Origin of the sequence: Pseudoalteromonas piscicida (assembly GCF_000238315.3) — a bacterium.
In the GTDB taxonomy this organism is placed as follows: Bacteria; Pseudomonadota; Gammaproteobacteria; order Enterobacterales; family Alteromonadaceae; genus Pseudoalteromonas; species Pseudoalteromonas piscicida.
Map to the genome: position 1 here is coordinate 381,564 of NZ_CP011924.1, position 18,170 is coordinate 399,733.

Below are 18,170 nucleotides of genomic sequence, written 5' to 3' on the forward strand. Positions count from 1 at the left end.
GATAATCGTTAGTTAGCAGCTTCAGATAAGCGAGTCAGTTTCTTGATATCGCCTTCTACACTTTCCATTTTTGCTATGAGTAGATCCCCAAGCGCGTCGATATCGTAGTGCCAAATCAAGTGGCCGACTTTTTTAAGCGTAGGGTTTTGCTCTGGCATCAACGTGAGTTGCCAAATGTAGTCCTCTTTTGACCAAGCGGATTGCCAATAGATGTCATTGCCGCGAATTCTTAAGTTACTAAATTGATTGGTTTGCTTTTGACTTAGCGTATATTTATTTAACGCTTCTGAGTCGCTTTCGAAGAGCGTCTCGTACTCCAGCAATAGGTTTTGTTGTAGCACAAACCAAGTTTGTCTTTCAGGGTGATAAAAGACAAAGTCAGCTGTACTGTCATGGCTGCTGATAAGCGCCCCAGACAAGCTGTATTGGTTTAATGTCTCACCGTCATAAGCCCATAGTGTTTGCTCATCTATCCAGCCCATGCTTTTGATAGGCTGACTCAGCTGTGAATTGAACTGGGTGAGTGGGCGTTTTCGGTCGTATATCACTAAATCGTTATCACGGTTTGAGGCCAAATAGCTCAGCTCTGGACTCCATACTAAAAAACCAACGTACTCATGCCCCTGATGAAAGGAAAGCTGACTGATTTTATCATCGCGATATAGATACACCTCGCATACGCCGCTGCGCCTCGACATAAATGCCGTTTCTCCCAAGCTGTTGGTCAGTGGTAAATAATCGATGCTTGAGCTTGAAAACAAGGGGAGATCGTCTCGGTCTTTGATATTAACTTGAAAACTTTCCAATGCCGCGAATATATCGCCGCGATTATCGCTTGAGAAGCTTGTGTATAAGCCAATTTCCGTTTCTTTGATGGTTTGACTGTCACCGTCTCTAAAGTGTCGTGATAGGCTGCCATATTGACTCGCAATCACGGCTTGATGATAAACATCAAACGCAACCGAAGTGACTGGAGCTGACCACTGCAGATGTACCGTGCCATCAAGCGTTTGTAGCCTTGCTAACCGCTGTTTATCTTGAATCAAATAAAAGGTTTTGTCTTGCCACGCTCGAAGGGCCATTTTTAACCGCTCGTTGGCTGCCAAAGCAAGTGGCAGCTTAACCATTTGATGGGACTCAAGCCGGTAAAGGTGTGCTGCTTTGGCATTATATTGGCCGAACGTTAGGATGAGCTCTTTGTCATTTTTCCAAACGGGTTTAGTACCAACTTGGCACGGAAGAATTTGCGAGCTATGAAAAAATTGCCCTGCGGCAGTCATAACATGAAGTTGGCAGCCACTACCTTGATATTGCCAGAATGCCAGCTTATCTGAGTCGGGACTCCAACTTGGAAAGCTGATCCGCGAATCAAAGCGGTGTTCATTTAATTGATAGCCTTGTTTGTTGGCAATAATAAGGTGGGTAAAATCTTTTACATAGGCGATGAGATCTTTGCTTTGGTGGGCATCAACGTCAAATTCAAGGCCAAGCTCATGACTGAGGCTCGAGGTTTCGTAGCGTGATGGTGTTTTTTCTATTGGTGCTTGATTAAAAAAGGCGATTGCTCCAAAGCATAACACTGCCATTGCGACGGCACTGAGTGAAAAAATACGGGACTTGGCGATTACGTTGACTGGTTTTGCCGTATGACGAGGCGCTATTTCATGTCTTTCTAGTGGTGCGATAAAGCGATAGCCCCGCTTTGGGATGGTTTTGATGTAAATCGGGTTTTTAGGGTCGTCCCCGAGCACTTTTCGCAGTTTAGTCAGAAGCTGATAAAGACTATTAGGTTCGACAACCGCATGTTGCCACAGCTGTTCGGTAAGCCAATATTTCTCTAGCACTTCGTTATGATGCTCAATAAAAAGCGCGAGTAACCTTGCCATTTGTGGCTCAAGTTTTACGGTTTCTTGGCTTTGCCTATGTGTTAGGCAATCTTGCTGGAGATCAAACTGCCAATGTCCAAAACAAATCATCTCTACTTCCTGTGCCCGCACGCCGAGTACCAATTTCAATAATCAAAACCAATTGTTCCCATAACGTTAGCGTTTCTTAAGATTAAGTCAATGTTTATAAAGGTTAAGTCAGCTTTCTTCAGAAAAAGTTAAGAACTTTTTACGGCAAAGTTTGTTGCAATAGCAGGCATAACTCTGAGGAAAGTATGTATGAATAAAAGCAATAAATTTTGGCTCGGTTTAAGTTATCCCATGATGGCAGGCGCAGTACTTGCGGAACCTATCGTGGTTGATGGTAAGTTGAATGAAGCGCAGTGGGGTTCTGCTACGCACTTTGAACAATTTGTTCAGGTTGTGCCTGTAACTTTGGCCTCTGCCAATGACAAAATTACCGCCAAAGCCTTTGCAACCGCTGACGGCGTTTATATTGGTATTAAAAACTTCCAGAATAAAGCCGAGCGCAAGCGACAATTCAATATCCATGACCGCTTTATGCAAGCTGACTTCAATCGGGTCGTTGTGGACTTTTCAGGGGATGGTAGTAGTGCATATCAATTTTCGGTGACATTAGGTGGCGGCTCGCAAGATGGTGTTGTAACCCCAAGCTTAAACGTGGATTACGATTGGGATGGGGACTGGCACTATGCCAATCACATTGACGATACGTATTGGACCACGGAATTATTGATCCCTTGGCATACTGTGTCGTTTCAGCCAGGAGATGAGCAGGGGCTTACAAAGATTGGGGTTTCGGTACAGTTGTATGAACTTAAAAGTAATTTTATCTATGCAAACCATGAGGATACAACAGCAAATAGCGATTTCTTCCTGACTATGCCAAAGATTGCAGCACAGATCCCCGCACATTCTCAATTGGCATTTGTGCCTTACTTTGCGCATCAGGCTCAATTTGCACCTGTAGGCACTTCGCCTTCAGAGCGCCAGCACCAGTCCGATGTTGGCTTTGATTTGTTCTACAAGCCTTCTCATCATCAGAAGGTGAGTCTTGCAGTGAATCCTGACTTTGGTCAGGTGGATATCGATGATGTTGACGTGAATTATTCAGCCGTAGAAACGTTGCGCACCGATAAACGTCCATTTTTCACCCAAGATATCAGCCTTTTTGAAGTTGCTGCACTTGAGAGCACTAAGCTTATTCATACTCGTCGTATAGGGGCATCAAGTGATGATGGTACACGCGCAATCACCCCCATAGATGCGGCGCTACGATTTGTACATAAAGGAAAGTCGGTACAATTTGGTACTTTTGCTGTGTCTGAGTCGGACTTTTCGGACGATATTGGTAAGCAGTTTTTTGCAGCAAGAGCTAATTATCGCACGCAAGATTGGCAGGCCGGTGTACTTGCGACTAAAACAGACAGGCCGTTTCTTGAGCGCGATGCCATGAGTTATGCCCTTGATGGACAATATCGTAGTGATACTTGGTCTTTCAAAGGCGCGCTATTACAAACTGAGGTAGAAACACAAAAGCAAAGTGTTACAGGTCAAGGTGTATCGCTAGACGCGGAGTATCAACATTCGTTACAGACGAAGTTCGCTGCGCGCTACTTTGCTGTGGATGACGAATTTGATAACCATGATCTCGGCTATATGAAACGCAATGACTGGCGGGTGAGCGAGCTTTATGGTGAATACTCGATGCACCCAAAAGACAGCTGGTTTACCAGATTAAAGCAGTCACTCACTCTGAGGCATGAGCAAAATAATGCTGGAACAGGTTTAGCAGCCAGACAAGCATATTTAGCGCAGTTTTTGTTGGCAAATGGTGGTCAGCTCAACCTCGGGCTAGATTATTACACCAGTGGTAAACAAGACAACTTAGGGCGAGGCACTGAGGTGTTTGAGATGCCAAGCCGTGTGGAGTCTCGAGTATTTTATCAAAGCCCTTATGTGGGAGATTTTTCTTGGGCAGCAAGTGTTGAGCTTGACCAAGAAGGAATATCAGGCTCAGCACAGCAATACGCCGTGGATTTGACTTGGATGCCACACTACAACTGGAACCTTAAGTTGAGTAATTTCTTTAGAAGCGGTGATGGCTGGTTGATGGCAAACGGGCAAAACCGCTTGAGTGAATACGACAGAGATGAGTTTTCCAATAAGTTTGAATTTAATGGCCGGATCACCGACAACCTTGAACTCAGTGGTTCGCTACAGTGGACGATACTTGAAGCACAAAGTAAGACGATTTATCAAATTACCAACGGAGAGCTTCACGAAATTCATGGTGACACCAGTTTTGACGACAGGCGCTTAGCAAGCCAGATAAAACTGCGTTATCGCATGGGTGCATATTCAGATATTTTTTTAGTGTATCAACGCGGAGGTGCAAACTTTTCGACACTTGAAAAGTCGCAAGTCGGGCGCAGAGACTGGTTTGGTAGTGTCGCTGATTTATGGCAGCAACCAGTGCAAGACTTAGTGACGTTTAAGGTGCGATATTTATTTTAAATCACTAGAGCTGTGTTCCCCCGGCTCTAATCTGCCAAGAAAAAAGGTCAGAAAATTCTGACCTTTATATCCACGCTAATTGCTACGGTAGTATGGATAGCACTACCTAAACAAAAATAGTTACGCTGCGTCTGCTTTATTTGATTCCTTGGTTCTTGCTTTGCCAGCAAGTAACTCTTCAGGGTCAAAGTCATCAACGTTGATAACGGCAAGACGTTTTGCTTCAACGGCAGTCAATTTAGCTGCTTCGTCTTCGCTCAGTACACCTGCTTCAAGTCCCATTGCTGCCACTTTATCAAGTTGCATAAACGGTAACTTTTTACCAGTACCACGGCATACCTTTTCAAATAACGGCTCTACGGCAAGAATGTCTTTTAGCGTTTGCTCTTGCTTACCAAGCAAGCACAGCGGCTCATCTTTTAAGTAGATATGTGTTGCAAGGCGGTCACGCGTTTCGCTAGGTACTTGAAGTAACTGAGCAAGTTTGTGCTCCATTTTGTCGGTTGGTTTACGAACCGGACGACCAAATGGGAACAGGACCACTTTCAACAGGCCACGTAATGCAGCAGAAGGTATGTTGTTGATTAAGTCAGCAAGGGCACGTTGACAAAGGTACAGGTGCTCCTGACAAGACCATTGAACAAACGGTAAGTCTTCTTTACGGCGACCTTCATCGTTATAGCGCTTAAGCGTTGCAGAAACCAGATAAAGGTAGCTTAATAAGTCGCCTAAACGTGCAGAAATACGCTCTTTACGCTTAAGTGAACCACCAAATACAGCCATACAAATATCAGACATTAATGCCAATGATGCACTGTAACGAGCAGCGTTACGATAATAAACCGCAGTTTCATCGTTAAATGGTACTTTGGTGAAACGTGCACCGGTTAGCGCTAACCACTTAGTTCTTACCAAGTTCGACATAGTGAAACCGATGTGACCCATCAAGGATTTATCGAAGCTATCAAGCGCTTCTTGTTTATCTTTGATAGAACAAGCCTCAAGTTCAGCCAGTACAAAAGGATGGCAACGAATAGCGCCTTGACCGTAGATGATCATGTTACGGGTTAGGATGTTTGCACCTTCTACCGTAATTGCAATTGGTGCACCTTGGTAACCACGGCCAACATAGTTGTTTGGACCTAGACAAATCCCTTTACCACCATGAATATCCATGGCATGGATGGTTGAAGCACGCATTTGTTCGGTTAAGTGGTACTTCAAAATGGCAGAAACAACCGAAGGCTTTTCACCTAAATCTACCGCGCCAGTTGACATAGTCACCGCAGCATCGGAGCTATACGCATAGCCACCAAGTTTCGCTAGTGCCTCTTCAATCCCTTCCATCTTACCGATAGGGAGTTTGAACTGGCGACGAATGCGACTGTATGCGCCACTTGCAACTGCAAGGGATTTAATACCACCGGCAGAGTTTGAAGGTAGCGTAATAACACGACCAACCGACAAACACTCAACTAGCATGCGCCAGCCTTGTCCTGCCATTTTTGCGCCACCGATAATGAAATCGAGTGGTACAAACACGTTTTCGCCTTGGGTAGGACCATTTTGGAATGGCACATTCAGTGGGAAGTGACGGCGGCCAATTTTTACGCCAGGCGTGTTTGTAGGAATAAGCGCACAAGTAATACCTAGCTCTTCTTTATCACCTAATAGGCCGTCCGGGTCGCGCATCTTAAACGCCAGACCAAGTACAGTCGCAACAGGTGCTAAAGTAATATAACGTTTGTTCCACGTTAGGCTAATACCTAATACTTCTTCACCTTCCCATTCGCCTTTACATACCACACCAAAGTCAGGGATCGATGAAGCATCAGAGCCCGCTTCCGGTGACGTTAATGCAAAACAAGGGATTTCATCACCCACAGCAAGGCGAGGTAAGTAGTGCTCTTTTTGCTCGTCAGTACCGTAGTGCTGAAGTAGTTCACCTGGGCCTAACGAGTTAGGTACGCCCACGATAGACGAAAGTAAAGTTGATTTACTGGTAAGCTTTTGTAGTACACAAGATTGCGCGTAAGCTGAAAACTCAAGACCACCGTATTGCTTTTTGATGATCATCGCAAAGAACTTGTTGTCTTTTAAGTATTGCCACACGTCTTGCGGTAAGTCAGTCAGCTCGTGTGTTGCTTCCCAATCGTTAAGCATGGCACACACTTCTTCCACCGGACCATCCAAAAACGCTTGTTCTTCAACGCTCAAACGCGGCTTTGGAAACTGATGAAGCTTATCCCAGTTTGGGTTACCACAAAATAGATCGGCTTCCCACCAAGTAGTACCAGCATCAATCGCTGACTTTTCGGTTTCTGACATTGTCGGCGTAACTTTTTTGAACGCTTTAAATGCCGGAGCCACGATGTACTGCTGACGCAGGTTCGTTACTGAAAGCGGAATAACAATCGCTAAGAAAATTAACCAAGATATAATGCCAAATGCACCAGCAAAGGTGCCAACTAGCATTGTAACTGCTGCAATACCTAGAGCAGTATTCCAGCTTGCGCGATGATAGCTTGCTGCGCTGAGCAAGACTAACAACGCGAGAACAAATATAAGTGTCATGTTGTTCTTCCTTATAAGAGGTCTGACCACCCAGTTAGACTAGCTGGTTAACGCTGATATTTCAAGCGTCTTCATACCCTGTATGCGAATTAGTTGATGCCTTGTTGTGACATATTATTTACGTTTTGTACTTAATCTGAGTGTTAAATGAGCCATGCTTCTTACTGTCAGTAATTTAAAAGTTATTGATTACATGATTACACCCCCAGCTATAACCTGAGAGAATTTTCAACGTTATTAATTACTGATCGATATTTAAGTGTAATGAACGTAGTGCAATATGACGAAAATGCACATGAAATTTCTTTCAGAGAAGTTCGTTATCTGTGCATTATAATTGCCAAAACTTCATGTCTGATTTGCATTGAAATACACGTTAATGTTTCTACAATTGGGTTAAGCATAGCCACGAAATGGTGCTTTTAAGAATTGCTAAGGAGTAGCAAATACAGTCCATTTTTTTTGGTCGCTATGTGAGTTAGGATATACCGCCACGCCCTAGTGTAGCGGTTGATATTGCTGTCCATGTTAAGGAGAAACAAGATGCAGCAGAGTATTTTTTATCTAGTCACTATTTTGGCCTTCACGGCTATGTTGTCGGCCTTTCACCTCTTTCCTGAAGCGGTAATTTTTAATGTTTTTAGCAGCTTGTTTGCCGCATTACTTGGCTACCGTGCTTATACCCGTTGGGCTTTATTATTGTGTTGTATTAACGTGTTGGCCATGACGTTTTGTCCTTTACTTGATTCAGGAGGTTGGTTAAGTCTTAAGGGAGCGGTCGTTTTTGTATGCTGTGTGATGTTTTTTGCAATAGCCTTTGGTTGCAATAAAACGGTGACACAAAATAAAAGGTTTTATTATTAGTCGCCTACCTTGCCATGTTAAACTCGACTCAGGCGATGTGTTATCGCCTGAGCACTCGAGACAATAGGTGACAGGAAACCCGCATGCGAATATTAGCCGATCAAAATATGCCCTTAGTTGAGTCATTCTTCTGCGAAATTGGTGAGGTAACTCGGTTTGATGGCCGTAACCTTCAACCTGATGAGCTAAAAAATGTCGATATTCTGTTGACTCGCTCAGTTACTAAGGTCAACAAGGCCTTGTTAGCACAAGCCGATAAACTGAAGTTTGTGGGGACTGCGACAATAGGGATTGATCATATTGATACCTCATTGTTGGCCAGCGCCAATATCTCGTTCAGCAGCGCACCGGGTTGTAATGCGATAGCTGTTGCCGAGTACGTGATAAGCGCTTTACTTGCATACGCACAAGAAACCTCCACGCCACTTCAAGATAAAACGATCGCCATCGTTGGTGTTGGTAATATTGGCGCGTGTTTGGCTTCAAAGCTTAAAGGACTTGGTCTTACGATATTATTGTGTGACCCCGTAAGGCAGCAAGCAGGGACATTGGATTCACATATAGCTCTAGATGAAGCCTTAGCTCGCGCGGATATCGTGACATTTCACGTTCCATTAGTTAAGCAGGGCCCGCATAAAACGGTTCATTTACTTGATGCATCGCGGATAGCGGCATTAAAGCCAGGCACGGTGATAATCAATGCAAGCCGGGGAGATGTTATCGATAATCAAGCGCTTTTGCACGCTGTAGAGGAGGGGCACGCGCTCGAGCTGATCTTAGACGTTTGGGAAAATGAGCCGAATATTTTACAGCCATTATTGCAATATACTCGTTTTGCTTCTGTACATATAGCCGGCCACACGCTAGAAGGCAAGGCACGAGGCACGCAAATGTTATATGAAGCCGTATGCCGAGAATTCGATTTACCAGCCAGCAAAACGATTAGTGATTTTCTTCCTAAGCCAAGTGTCACTGGCTGCCAATTGCAAAGCACAGCCAACGAGCAGGATATTGTCAATTTAGCGCATCTTGTTTATGACATTCGTCGCGATGATGGCATCATGAGAAAACAGCTAAACACATTGGGCTTTGATACCTTGCGTAAGGCATATCCCGTGCGCCGAGAATTTAGTACAATTGCAGTTAATAATGACTCACCAATCAGTGAAAAGCTTTACCAACTTGGCTTTTCTGAGCGCAAGAGTTAAGTGCTGTGGTTGGTATATTACAGAATGAGGAAAAATAATGTCGCAAAAATATAATGTTGCGGTACTTGGCGCAACAGGTCTTGTTGGTAAGCAAATTATCGAATTACTAGCGGAACGAAAGTTTCCTGTAGACACATTGTACCCACTCGCGAGTAGCCGAAGCGCGGGTGAAGAAATTGACTTTATGGGTGAAAAAATCGAAGTTCTGGATGTTGAAGAATTCGATTTTTCTAATGCCCATATCGGTTTGTTTTCAGCGGGTGGTGCCGTGTCAGAGAAATATGCACCAATCGCCGCTGAAGCTGGCTGCATTGTGATAGATAACACCTCACATTTCAGATACGACTTTGATATTCCATTAGTAGTTCCTGAGGTGAATAAAGACAGTCTTGCAGATTTTAGAAATCGTAACATCATTGCTAATCCAAACTGCTCTACAATCCAAATGCTAGTGGCACTTAAACCAATTTATGATGCCTATGGCATTGACAGAATTAATGTCTCAACTTACCAAGCGGTATCTGGCGCAGGTAAAGAAGCGGTAGATGAGTTGGCTAAGCAAACTGCAAACTTAATGAATGCAAGACCGATGGAAAACGAAGTATTTAGCAAACAAATCGCTTTTAATGTCATTCCTCAAATTGATGCGTTCCAAGAAAATGGTTACACCAAAGAAGAAATGAAGATGGTGTGGGAAACGCAAAAAATCTTGGGCGATTCGAGTGTTTTGGTTAACCCGACTGCGGTTCGCGTTCCTGTGTTTTTCGGTCATGCTGAAGCCATTCATCTTGAAACGCGCATGCCTTATGATCTTGAACATGTTAAGCAGTTACTTGCTGATGCGCCGGGTGTTGAGCTAATTGAAGACGAAAATGATTACCCAACACCGGTAAGTGATGCAAGTGGTAACGATACCGTCTATGTAGGTCGTGTAAGGCAAGATATTTCACATCCACTAGGCTTAAACTTATGGGTGGTATCAGACAACACTAGAAAAGGTGCCGCAACAAATAGCATCCAAATTGCAGAAGCCCTGATAGAAAGCTATCTATAAGTACCCATTGATATCGCAAAGTAAGCAGAGTTTTGCTTACTTTTCCGCGCTATAACGGCAAACTTCTGCCAAGAAGTTTGCCGTTAAGTCAAATACTTGACTATTCTTCACCTATATCAGCTATTCCAAAATCAGTAAAAAGCATTATAACCATGTTAACTTTCAATACGTTGCAATGGATATTCCAACATATCTGGTTTATAGTTTGCATTTGGAATAGAGCTTGCTTCAAAGCCATAATAATAAAACGTCGTTTAACGGGTGTTAAACATTTGAGTAAAGGATCGGCATGCGCGGTTTAGCCTTATTTAGTATCTTTGTATTCGCACTGATTGCCACACCAGTATATACCCAAGAGGGGGTAGTGCTAAAAGGCCCTAAAGGGGTTGATTATGGGGCTCAAGGTCGGTCAATAGGGCCTATCAGACCCACGGATACATTGTGGCGTATAGCACAAAAAGTGCGACCAGATGACTCGGTCACCATTTATCAGGTGATGAAGGCGCTTTACGATAAAAATCCTAATTCATTTCTAGATAAAAACCTCAACCATATGCAGGATGGGGCGTATTTACGTATTCCTACCATCAATGAAATTCGCAGTGTTAACCCTGAGTTGGCAAAGCAAAAGTCGGATCAAGATGACAAACTTTGGGAAATGAAGCGTAAGGGATTATTGAATCCAAATGCAATATACGAAGCCGAAAAAAAGGTTACACAAGCTCGTAAAGTCGATGTAGAAGAAGCAAAAGAAGACCTGACTAATCAACTGCGCTCTTTAAAAATGGAACAGGACATGCGCCTGATGGACTTACAAAAAGAGTTCAAATCCTCGGTGCGTAATGTTGAAGAAATCCTATCCGAAAACAATAAATTAAAACAGCAGCTCGGCGCTATTTCTACTGAACTTCAAACGGTTCGTACCCAACTTGGTAAAGACAGCGAAATCCAGCAACAGCTCAAGGCTGTTATTGACTTGCAAAATGAAATGATTGATCAGCAGGCAGCTCAGGCAAAAGCGCAAGAAAGTAGCGAGTTAAGCACATTCTTTAGCTCACCAGCTGGCATTGCGTTACTTGCCACATTACCGGCACTACTGGCAATTGCTGGATTCGTTATGTTTCTACGCCGAAGAAATCAATCTCAAGCGTCGACAGATGACGACGATTTTCTTCCGCAAACACCATCTGTGGCTGCAGGCGCTGCGGCGGCGGGAGCTGCAACCGCTGCGACTGCATTTGACCCTGAGCCAGACCCACTTGATATCGGAATGGGCGACGATGAAGACGCACTGGGCGCAAGCGTACAGTTAGATGACGATATCTTACCTGAAGACGATGAAATTACCTTTGACTCACTTGATGACGACTTCGATGAAGGAAGTGATACGTTAGACCAAGATGAATTAGATAGCTTACTAAATGAAGATATTTCGTTTGATGATGATCATGATGAAGACTTTATGCAACAGAGCTTTGACGAGACTGGTGATGAAGTTTCGCTTGATGTTGATGATGGCCAAGATATTTTAAGTGACAGCGATCTTGATGATTTGTTCAATGAGTCTCAAGATGAAGAAATTGATGTTAGTGATGATGCCCTTGCAGCCCTGAGCGAGGAACTCGCTGATGAGCAAGCTGGTGCTGTTGCAAACGATGATGATATCGATTCAATTCTTGACGGTGCGCTAGATGAAGAGCCCGAATTTAGCGGCAATTTTGATAGTGAGAGCTTAGTCGATGCCGATGATATCGATGCGCTACTTGATGCCTCTCAAGATGCTGACGATGATGCATTGCCTGATTTTGAGGAACCAAGCACTGAGCTTGCGGGTGATGATATTGATGCCCTGTTAAATGAAGTGCAAGACGATACGTTAGCTGAAATTAACGAAGAGTCAGATATGCTCGACGGTGATGATATCGATGCTTTATTGGATGAAGCGCAGGAAGATACGTTGCCGGAATTAGAGGAAGAATCCGGTGATCTTGCTGGTGATGATATTGATGCTTTATTAGATGAAGCGCAGGAAGATACGTTACCGGAATTAGAAGAAGAGCCTAGTGATCTTGCTGATGACGATATTGATGCTTTATTGGATGAAGCACAGGACGATACGTTGCCGGAATTAGAAGACGAGTCCGATGATCTAGCTGGCGATGATATTGATGCTTTATTGGCTGAAGCACAGGACGATACGTTGCCGGAATTAGAAGAAGAGCCTAGTGATCTTGCTGATGACGATATTGATGCTTTATTGGCTGAAGCACAGGACGATACGTTGCCGGAATTAGAAGAAGAGCCTAGTGATCTTGCTGATGACGATATTGATGCTTTATTGGCTGAAGCACAGGACGATACGTTGCCGGAATTAGAAGAAGAGCCTAGTGATCTTGCTGATGACGATATTGATGCTTTATTGGCTGAAGCACAGGACGATACGTTGCCGGAATTAGAAGAAGAGCCTAGTGATCTTGCTGATGACGATATTGATGCTTTATTGGCTGAAGCACAGGACGATACGTTGCCGGAATTAGAAGAAGAGCCTAGTGATCTTGCTGATGACGATATTGATGCTTTATTGGCTGAAGCACAGGACGATACGTTGCCGGAATTAGAAGAAGAGCCTAGTGATCTTGCTGATGACGATATTGATGCTTTATTGGCTGAAGCACAGGACGATACGTTGCCGGAATTAGAAGAAGAGCCTAGTGATCTTGCTGATGACGATATTGATGCTTTATTGGCTGAAGCACAGGACGATACGTTGCCGGAATTAGAAGAAGAGCCTAGTGATCTTGCTGATGACGATATTGATGCTTTATTGGCTGAAGCACAGGACGATACGTTGCCGGAATTAGAAGAAGAGCCTAGTGATCTTGCTGATGACGATATTGATGCTTTATTGGCTGAAGCACAGGACGATACGTTGCCGGAATTAGAAGAAGAGCCTAGTGATCTTGCTGATGACGATATTGATGCTTTATTGGCTGAAGCACAGGACGATACGTTGCCGGAATTAGAAGAAGAGCCTAGTGATCTTGCTGATGACGATATTGATGCTTTATTGGCTGAAGCACAGGACGATACGTTGCCGGAATTAGAAGACGAGTCCGATGATCTAGCTGGCGATGATATTGATGCTTTATTGGATGAAGCGCAAGAAGATACGTTGCCGGAATTAGAAGAAGAGCCTAGTGATCTTGCTGATGACGATATTGATACTTTATTGGATGAAGCACAGGACGATACGTTGCCGGAATTAGAAGACGAGTCCGATGATCTAGCTGGTGATGATATCGATGCTTTATTGGATGAAGCGCAAGAAGATACGTTGCCGGAACCGGAAGAAGAGTCCGATGATCTAGCTGGCGATGATATTGATGCTTTATTGGATGAAGCGCAAGAAGATACGTTGCCGGAATTAGAAGACGAGTCCGATGATCTAGCTGGCGATGATATTGATGCTTTATTAAGTGAAGCGCAGGAAGATAAGTGGCCGGATCTTGAAGAGGAAGGTAGTGAGTCTACAGAGGACGAGCTCGATGCATTAGTAGACGAAGTACCAGAAGACGCATTAGCAGAACTTGAAGAAGAATCTGATGAACTTGCCGATGACGAACTCGATGCATTAGTTGACGAAACACCAGAAGATGTTTTGCCAGAGCTAGAAGAATCTGATGAATTGGCCGATGACGAGCTCGATGCATTAGTTAACGAAACACCAGAAGGTGTGTTGCCAGAGCTGGAAGAAGAATCTGATGAACTGGCCAATGACGAACTAGATGCATTAGTTGACGAAACACCCGAAGATGTTTTGTCAGAGCTGGAAGAAGAATCTGATGAACTTGCAAATGACGAACTAGATGCATTAGTTGACGAAACACCAGAAGATGTTTTGCCAGAGCTAGAAGAATCTGATGAACTGGAAAATGACGAACTAGATGCATTAGTTGACGAAATACCAGAAGATGTTTTGCCAGAGCTTGAAGAAGAATCTGATGAACTGGAAAATGACGAACTCGATACATTAGTTGACGAAACACCAGAAGATGTTTTGCCAGAGCTGGAAGAAGAATCTGATGAACTGGCCGATGACGATCTTGATGCATTACTAGACGAAGCGCCAGAAGGTGATTTGCCAGAGCTGGAAGAAGAATCTGATGAACTGGCCAATGACGATCTTGATGCATTAGTTGACGAAACACCAGAAGGTGATTTGCCGGAGCTGGAAGAAGAATCTGACGAGCCTGAACTGGGGTCTGAACAGCATTTAGCAGAGTCTGAGCAAACGGAGTCAGGACACTTGTCTGGTATGTTGGATGAAGAGGATGCTATTCCTGAATCATCTGAAGAACCGGTGGAAGATACATTACAGTCCGATCTAGCCAATGAAGCAGATTTTAGTGATGAGAATGTTCAAGCTGACGACGACAGTGAATTTGAAGATCCTGATTTAAAAAGTGTTGATGAGCTATTACAGGAGCTTCAAGCCGAAGAACAGTTTGAGTTGGATGCTGAACTTGAAGACGACTTTTCGGATGAAGAAGTTGAAATTGAGCTGGGAGATGATCCACTTAATGACGAAGTGGATTTACTGGCAGAAGAAGAGTTTCTTGACGAAGAAGATCTGCAACCAAGCGCAGAGCTAGATAGTTACCCTGAGCTGGAACTTGGCGAAGAGCTTGAAACTACTGACTCGCAAAGCGAAACTGAAAAAGCACTATCAGAAGCATTATCCAATGACGCTCAATTTGATATAGAGGATGGGCTTGATGACGATCTTCTCGACGATGAAATCTCTGGCTTTGATGAAGATAATTTACCTGAATTTAGTGCGGATTTCGACGAAGATACCTTGCTTGAAGACGAGCCTGAAGCGCCGGTCGAAGCAGCAGAAAGTGATACACTTGAGTCTGAGCCTGAGCTTGAAATCGAAGACGAGCTACCAGAGTTAACTGCGGATTTCGACGAAGAGACTTTGCTTGCTGATGAGCCTCAAGCACCAGTCGAAGAAGCAGAAAGGGATACGTTTGAGTCTGAACCTGCACTTGAAATCGAAGACGAGCTACCAGAGTTAACTGCGGATTTCGACGAAGAGACTTTGCTTGCTGATGAGCCTCAAGCACCAGTCGAAGAAGCAGAAAGTGATACGTTTGAGTCTGAACCTGAGCTTGAAATCGAAGACGAGCTGCCAGAGATAACTGCAGATTTCGATGAAGAGGCTTTGCTTGAAGACGAATCTGAAGCGCCGCTCGACAAAGCTGAAAGTGATGCGCTTGAGTCTGAACCTGAGCTTGAAATCGAAGATGAAGAGACTTTGCTTGCTGATGAGCCTGAAGCGCTAGTCGAAGAAGCAGAAAGGGATACGTTTGAGTCTGAACCTGCACTTGAAATCGAAGACGAGCTGCCAGAGTTAGCTGCAGATTTCGATGAAGAAACCTTGCTTGAAGACGAACCTGATGCGCCAGCCGAAGAAGCTGAGAGTGAAACGCTAGAGTCCGAGCCAGATCTGGAAATCGAAGACGAGCTGCCAGAATTAACTGCAGACTTTGATGAAGAGGCTTTGCTTGAAGACGAGCCTGAAGCGCAGGTCGAAGAAGCAGAAAGTGACACGTTTGAGTCTGAACCTGGGCTTGAAATCGAAGACGAGCTACCAGAGTTAACTGCGGATTTCGACGAAGAGACTTTGCTTGCTGATGAGCCTGAAGCGCCGCTCGACGAAGCTAAGAGCGATGCGCTTGAGTCTGAACCTGAACTGGAAGTTGAAGACGAGCTACCAGAGTTAACTGCGGATTTCGACGAAGAGACTTTGCTTGCTGATGAGCCTGAAGCGCCGCTCGACGAAGCTAAAAGCGATGCGCTTGAGTCTGAACCTGAACTGGAAGTTGAAGACGAGCTACCAGAGTTAACTGCGGATTTCGACGAAGAGACTTTGCTTGAAGACGAGCCTGAAGCGCCGGTCAAAGCAGCAGAAAGTGATACGTTTGAGTCTGAACCTGAACTGGAAGTTGAAGACGAGCTACCAGAGTTAACAGCAGACTTTGATGAAGAGACTTTGCTTGCTGATGAGCCTGAAGCACCAGTCGAAGAAGCTGAAAGTGATACGCTTGAGTCTGAACCTGAACTGGAAGTTGAAGACGAGCTACCAGAGTTAACAGCAGACTTTGATGAAGAGACTTTGCTTGCTGATGAGCCTGAAGCACCAGTCGAAGAAGCTGAAAGTGATACGCTTGAGTCTGAACCTGCACTGGAAGTTGAAGACGAGCTACCAGAGTTAACAGCAGACTTTGATGAAGAGACTTTGCTTGCTGATGAGCCTGAAGCACCAGTCGAAGAAGCTGAGAGTGACACGCTAGAGTCTGAACCTGAACTGGAAGTTGAAGACGAGCTACCAGAGTTAACTGCGGATTTCGACGAAGAGACTTTGCTTGAAGACGAGCTGCCTGAATTAAATGCAGATTTTGGCGAAGAGACTCTGTCTGAATTCAACGATGAAGATGACTTGGAAACTCTACTTTCTGAGCCACAAACAGAATCTGAATTACCAGAGGTCAATGAAGCCGAAATTGAAAAAGAATTTATGGCTGACTTCACCCAAGCAGACTTCGATGCTCTACTCAGCGAACTGGATGATCCCAGTGACTTTGACGCCGGAAATGCAGAAGATTTCGAAGTAGATTTCGATAGCTTGTTACAAGACGAATTGGTCGCAGGGGAAGCCCAAGCGCTACCAACGGATGCCGAAGGTACGGAAGATTACTTAGAAATTGAAGACTTACTTGAACAAAGCGACGACCTTGATGGCGATGTTGAACCTTACGTTGGAGCAAATATGGACGTTGGGCTTGGCGATTTTGAAGAGCTATTAGCGGGTGAAAATACCACGGATGTTGATTTAGAGGATGAAGGATTTGCCGCTAAATTAGATTTAGCGAAAGCTTACATCGAAATTCAAGATTATGATTCGGCGATATCAACGCTCAACGATGTTATTGAGAACGGCCCGGATTCAGTGCAAGCTGAGGCAAAGTCGCTTAAATCCAGTCTTACAGAGCCTTAATACTCACTTCAACGATACCGACCAAACAAAGTAATTGCCTTGTTTGGTCAGTATCATCATCTACTTCTTAGCTTAAGCGCTTTAATTCACATCGCCAATCGCATAAAATGTCGTTTTTGTTATGGGTTGCGATAGAAAAAGTATGCGAGTAGCGTTAGGCATTGAATATAATGGTGCAAATTATAGTGGTTGGCAGAGGCAAAATCATGTCAGCAGTGTCCAAGAAGAAATAGAAAAAGCGCTATCGAATATCTGTAATCATCCCGTTGAGATAACTTGCGCGGGGCGTACTGATGCGGGCGTTCATGCAACGGGTCAACTCGTGCATTTTGACACGGATTCTGCTCGCGATATGAGTGCCTTTACATTAGGAATGAACTCTCAGCTTCCTGACGACATTGCGGTACGATTTGCTAAAGAAGTCGACCCAGAGTTTCATGCTCGTTTTTCGGCGACAGCTCGCCGATACCGCTACGTTATTTATAATCATACCTACAGACCGGGCATTTTACGCAGTGGCGTAACGCATTTTCACCACGAGCTTGATGTTGAAAGAATGAAAGCAGCATGCCCTATGATGATAGGGGAGCAAGATTTTACGTCTTTCAGGGCAGTACATTGTCAGTCTAATACGCCGTTTCGTAATATCCATCACTTAGAGGTGAAACGCATTGGCAAATATATTGTCATTGATATTAAAGCAAACGCGTTTTTGCACCATATGGTGCGCAATATTACAGGTTGTTTACTTGATATTGGTGTCGGCAAGCAAGAGCCTGAGTGGATGGCGGAGCTTCTTGTTGCCAAAGACCGCACCTTAGCAAGTGCTACGGCAAAACCTAACGGATTGTATTTAGTTGATGTGGACTACCCTGAACAATGGCAAATAGAAAAGATGCCGCTTGGGCCATTATTTTTGCCTGAGGAATTAGTGTAACGGTCATGTTTATGTAGTACCTTATACTCTTAAGACCAGTTTTTTA

At 44.3% G+C, this 18,170-nt stretch carries 8 protein-coding genes; 6 read left to right on the plus strand and 2 right to left on the minus strand.

Annotated elements, in window-relative coordinates:
* Positions 1-8: 8 nt before the first annotated feature.
* Positions 9-1,976: a winged helix-turn-helix domain-containing protein gene (locus tag PPIS_RS01820; protein WP_010369387.1), complete on the minus strand. Its 1,968-nt coding sequence runs from the start codon at positions 1,974-1,976 to the stop codon at positions 9-11.
* A 189-nt stretch (positions 1,977-2,165) separates the two neighbouring features.
* Here PPIS_RS01820 and PPIS_RS01825 point away from each other — a divergent pair, with 189 nt between their 5' ends.
* Positions 2,166-4,424: a DUF5916 domain-containing protein gene (locus PPIS_RS01825; RefSeq protein WP_010369385.1), complete on the plus strand. Its 2,259-nt coding sequence runs from the start codon at positions 2,166-2,168 to the stop codon at positions 4,422-4,424.
* A gap of 120 nt (positions 4,425-4,544) precedes the next feature.
* On the opposite strand, the gene fadE is transcribed toward PPIS_RS01825, so the two are convergent.
* The gene (gene fadE / locus PPIS_RS01830) at positions 4,545-6,998 is read right to left on the minus strand and encodes an acyl-CoA dehydrogenase FadE (protein ID WP_010369382.1); all 2,454 of its coding nucleotides are present in this window, start codon (positions 6,996-6,998) and stop codon (positions 4,545-4,547) included.
* Positions 6,999-7,541: 543 nt separating this feature from the next.
* On the opposite strand from fadE, the gene PPIS_RS01835 reads away from it, so the two are divergent.
* The 5 genes from PPIS_RS01835 (at position 7,542) to truA (ending at position 18,124) form a co-directional block, all read left to right on the plus strand.
* The gene (locus PPIS_RS01835; protein WP_010369380.1) at positions 7,542-7,862 is read left to right on the plus strand and encodes a DUF6419 family natural product biosynthesis protein; all 321 of its coding nucleotides are present in this window, start codon (positions 7,542-7,544) and stop codon (positions 7,860-7,862) included.
* An 83-nt stretch (positions 7,863-7,945) separates the two neighbouring features.
* Positions 7,946-9,070 (plus strand): 4-phosphoerythronate dehydrogenase, encoded by a 1,125-nt coding sequence (locus PPIS_RS01840; RefSeq protein WP_010369377.1) that lies wholly within the window; start codon positions 7,946-7,948, stop codon positions 9,068-9,070.
* Positions 9,071-9,107: 37 nt separating this feature from the next.
* A complete protein-coding gene (locus PPIS_RS01845) occupies positions 9,108-10,124 on the plus strand; it encodes an aspartate-semialdehyde dehydrogenase (RefSeq protein ID WP_010369374.1) in 1,017 nt (338 codons plus the stop codon).
* Positions 10,125-10,413: 289 nt separating this feature from the next.
* Positions 10,414-17,187 (plus strand): FimV/HubP family polar landmark protein, encoded by a 6,774-nt coding sequence (locus tag PPIS_RS01850; RefSeq protein WP_096040861.1) that lies wholly within the window; start codon positions 10,414-10,416, stop codon positions 17,185-17,187.
* 142 nt (positions 17,188-17,329) lie between these two features.
* Positions 17,330-18,124: a tRNA pseudouridine(38-40) synthase TruA gene (truA, locus tag PPIS_RS01855; RefSeq protein ID WP_010369370.1), complete on the plus strand. Its 795-nt coding sequence runs from the start codon at positions 17,330-17,332 to the stop codon at positions 18,122-18,124.
* Positions 18,125-18,170: the final 46 nt, after the last annotated feature.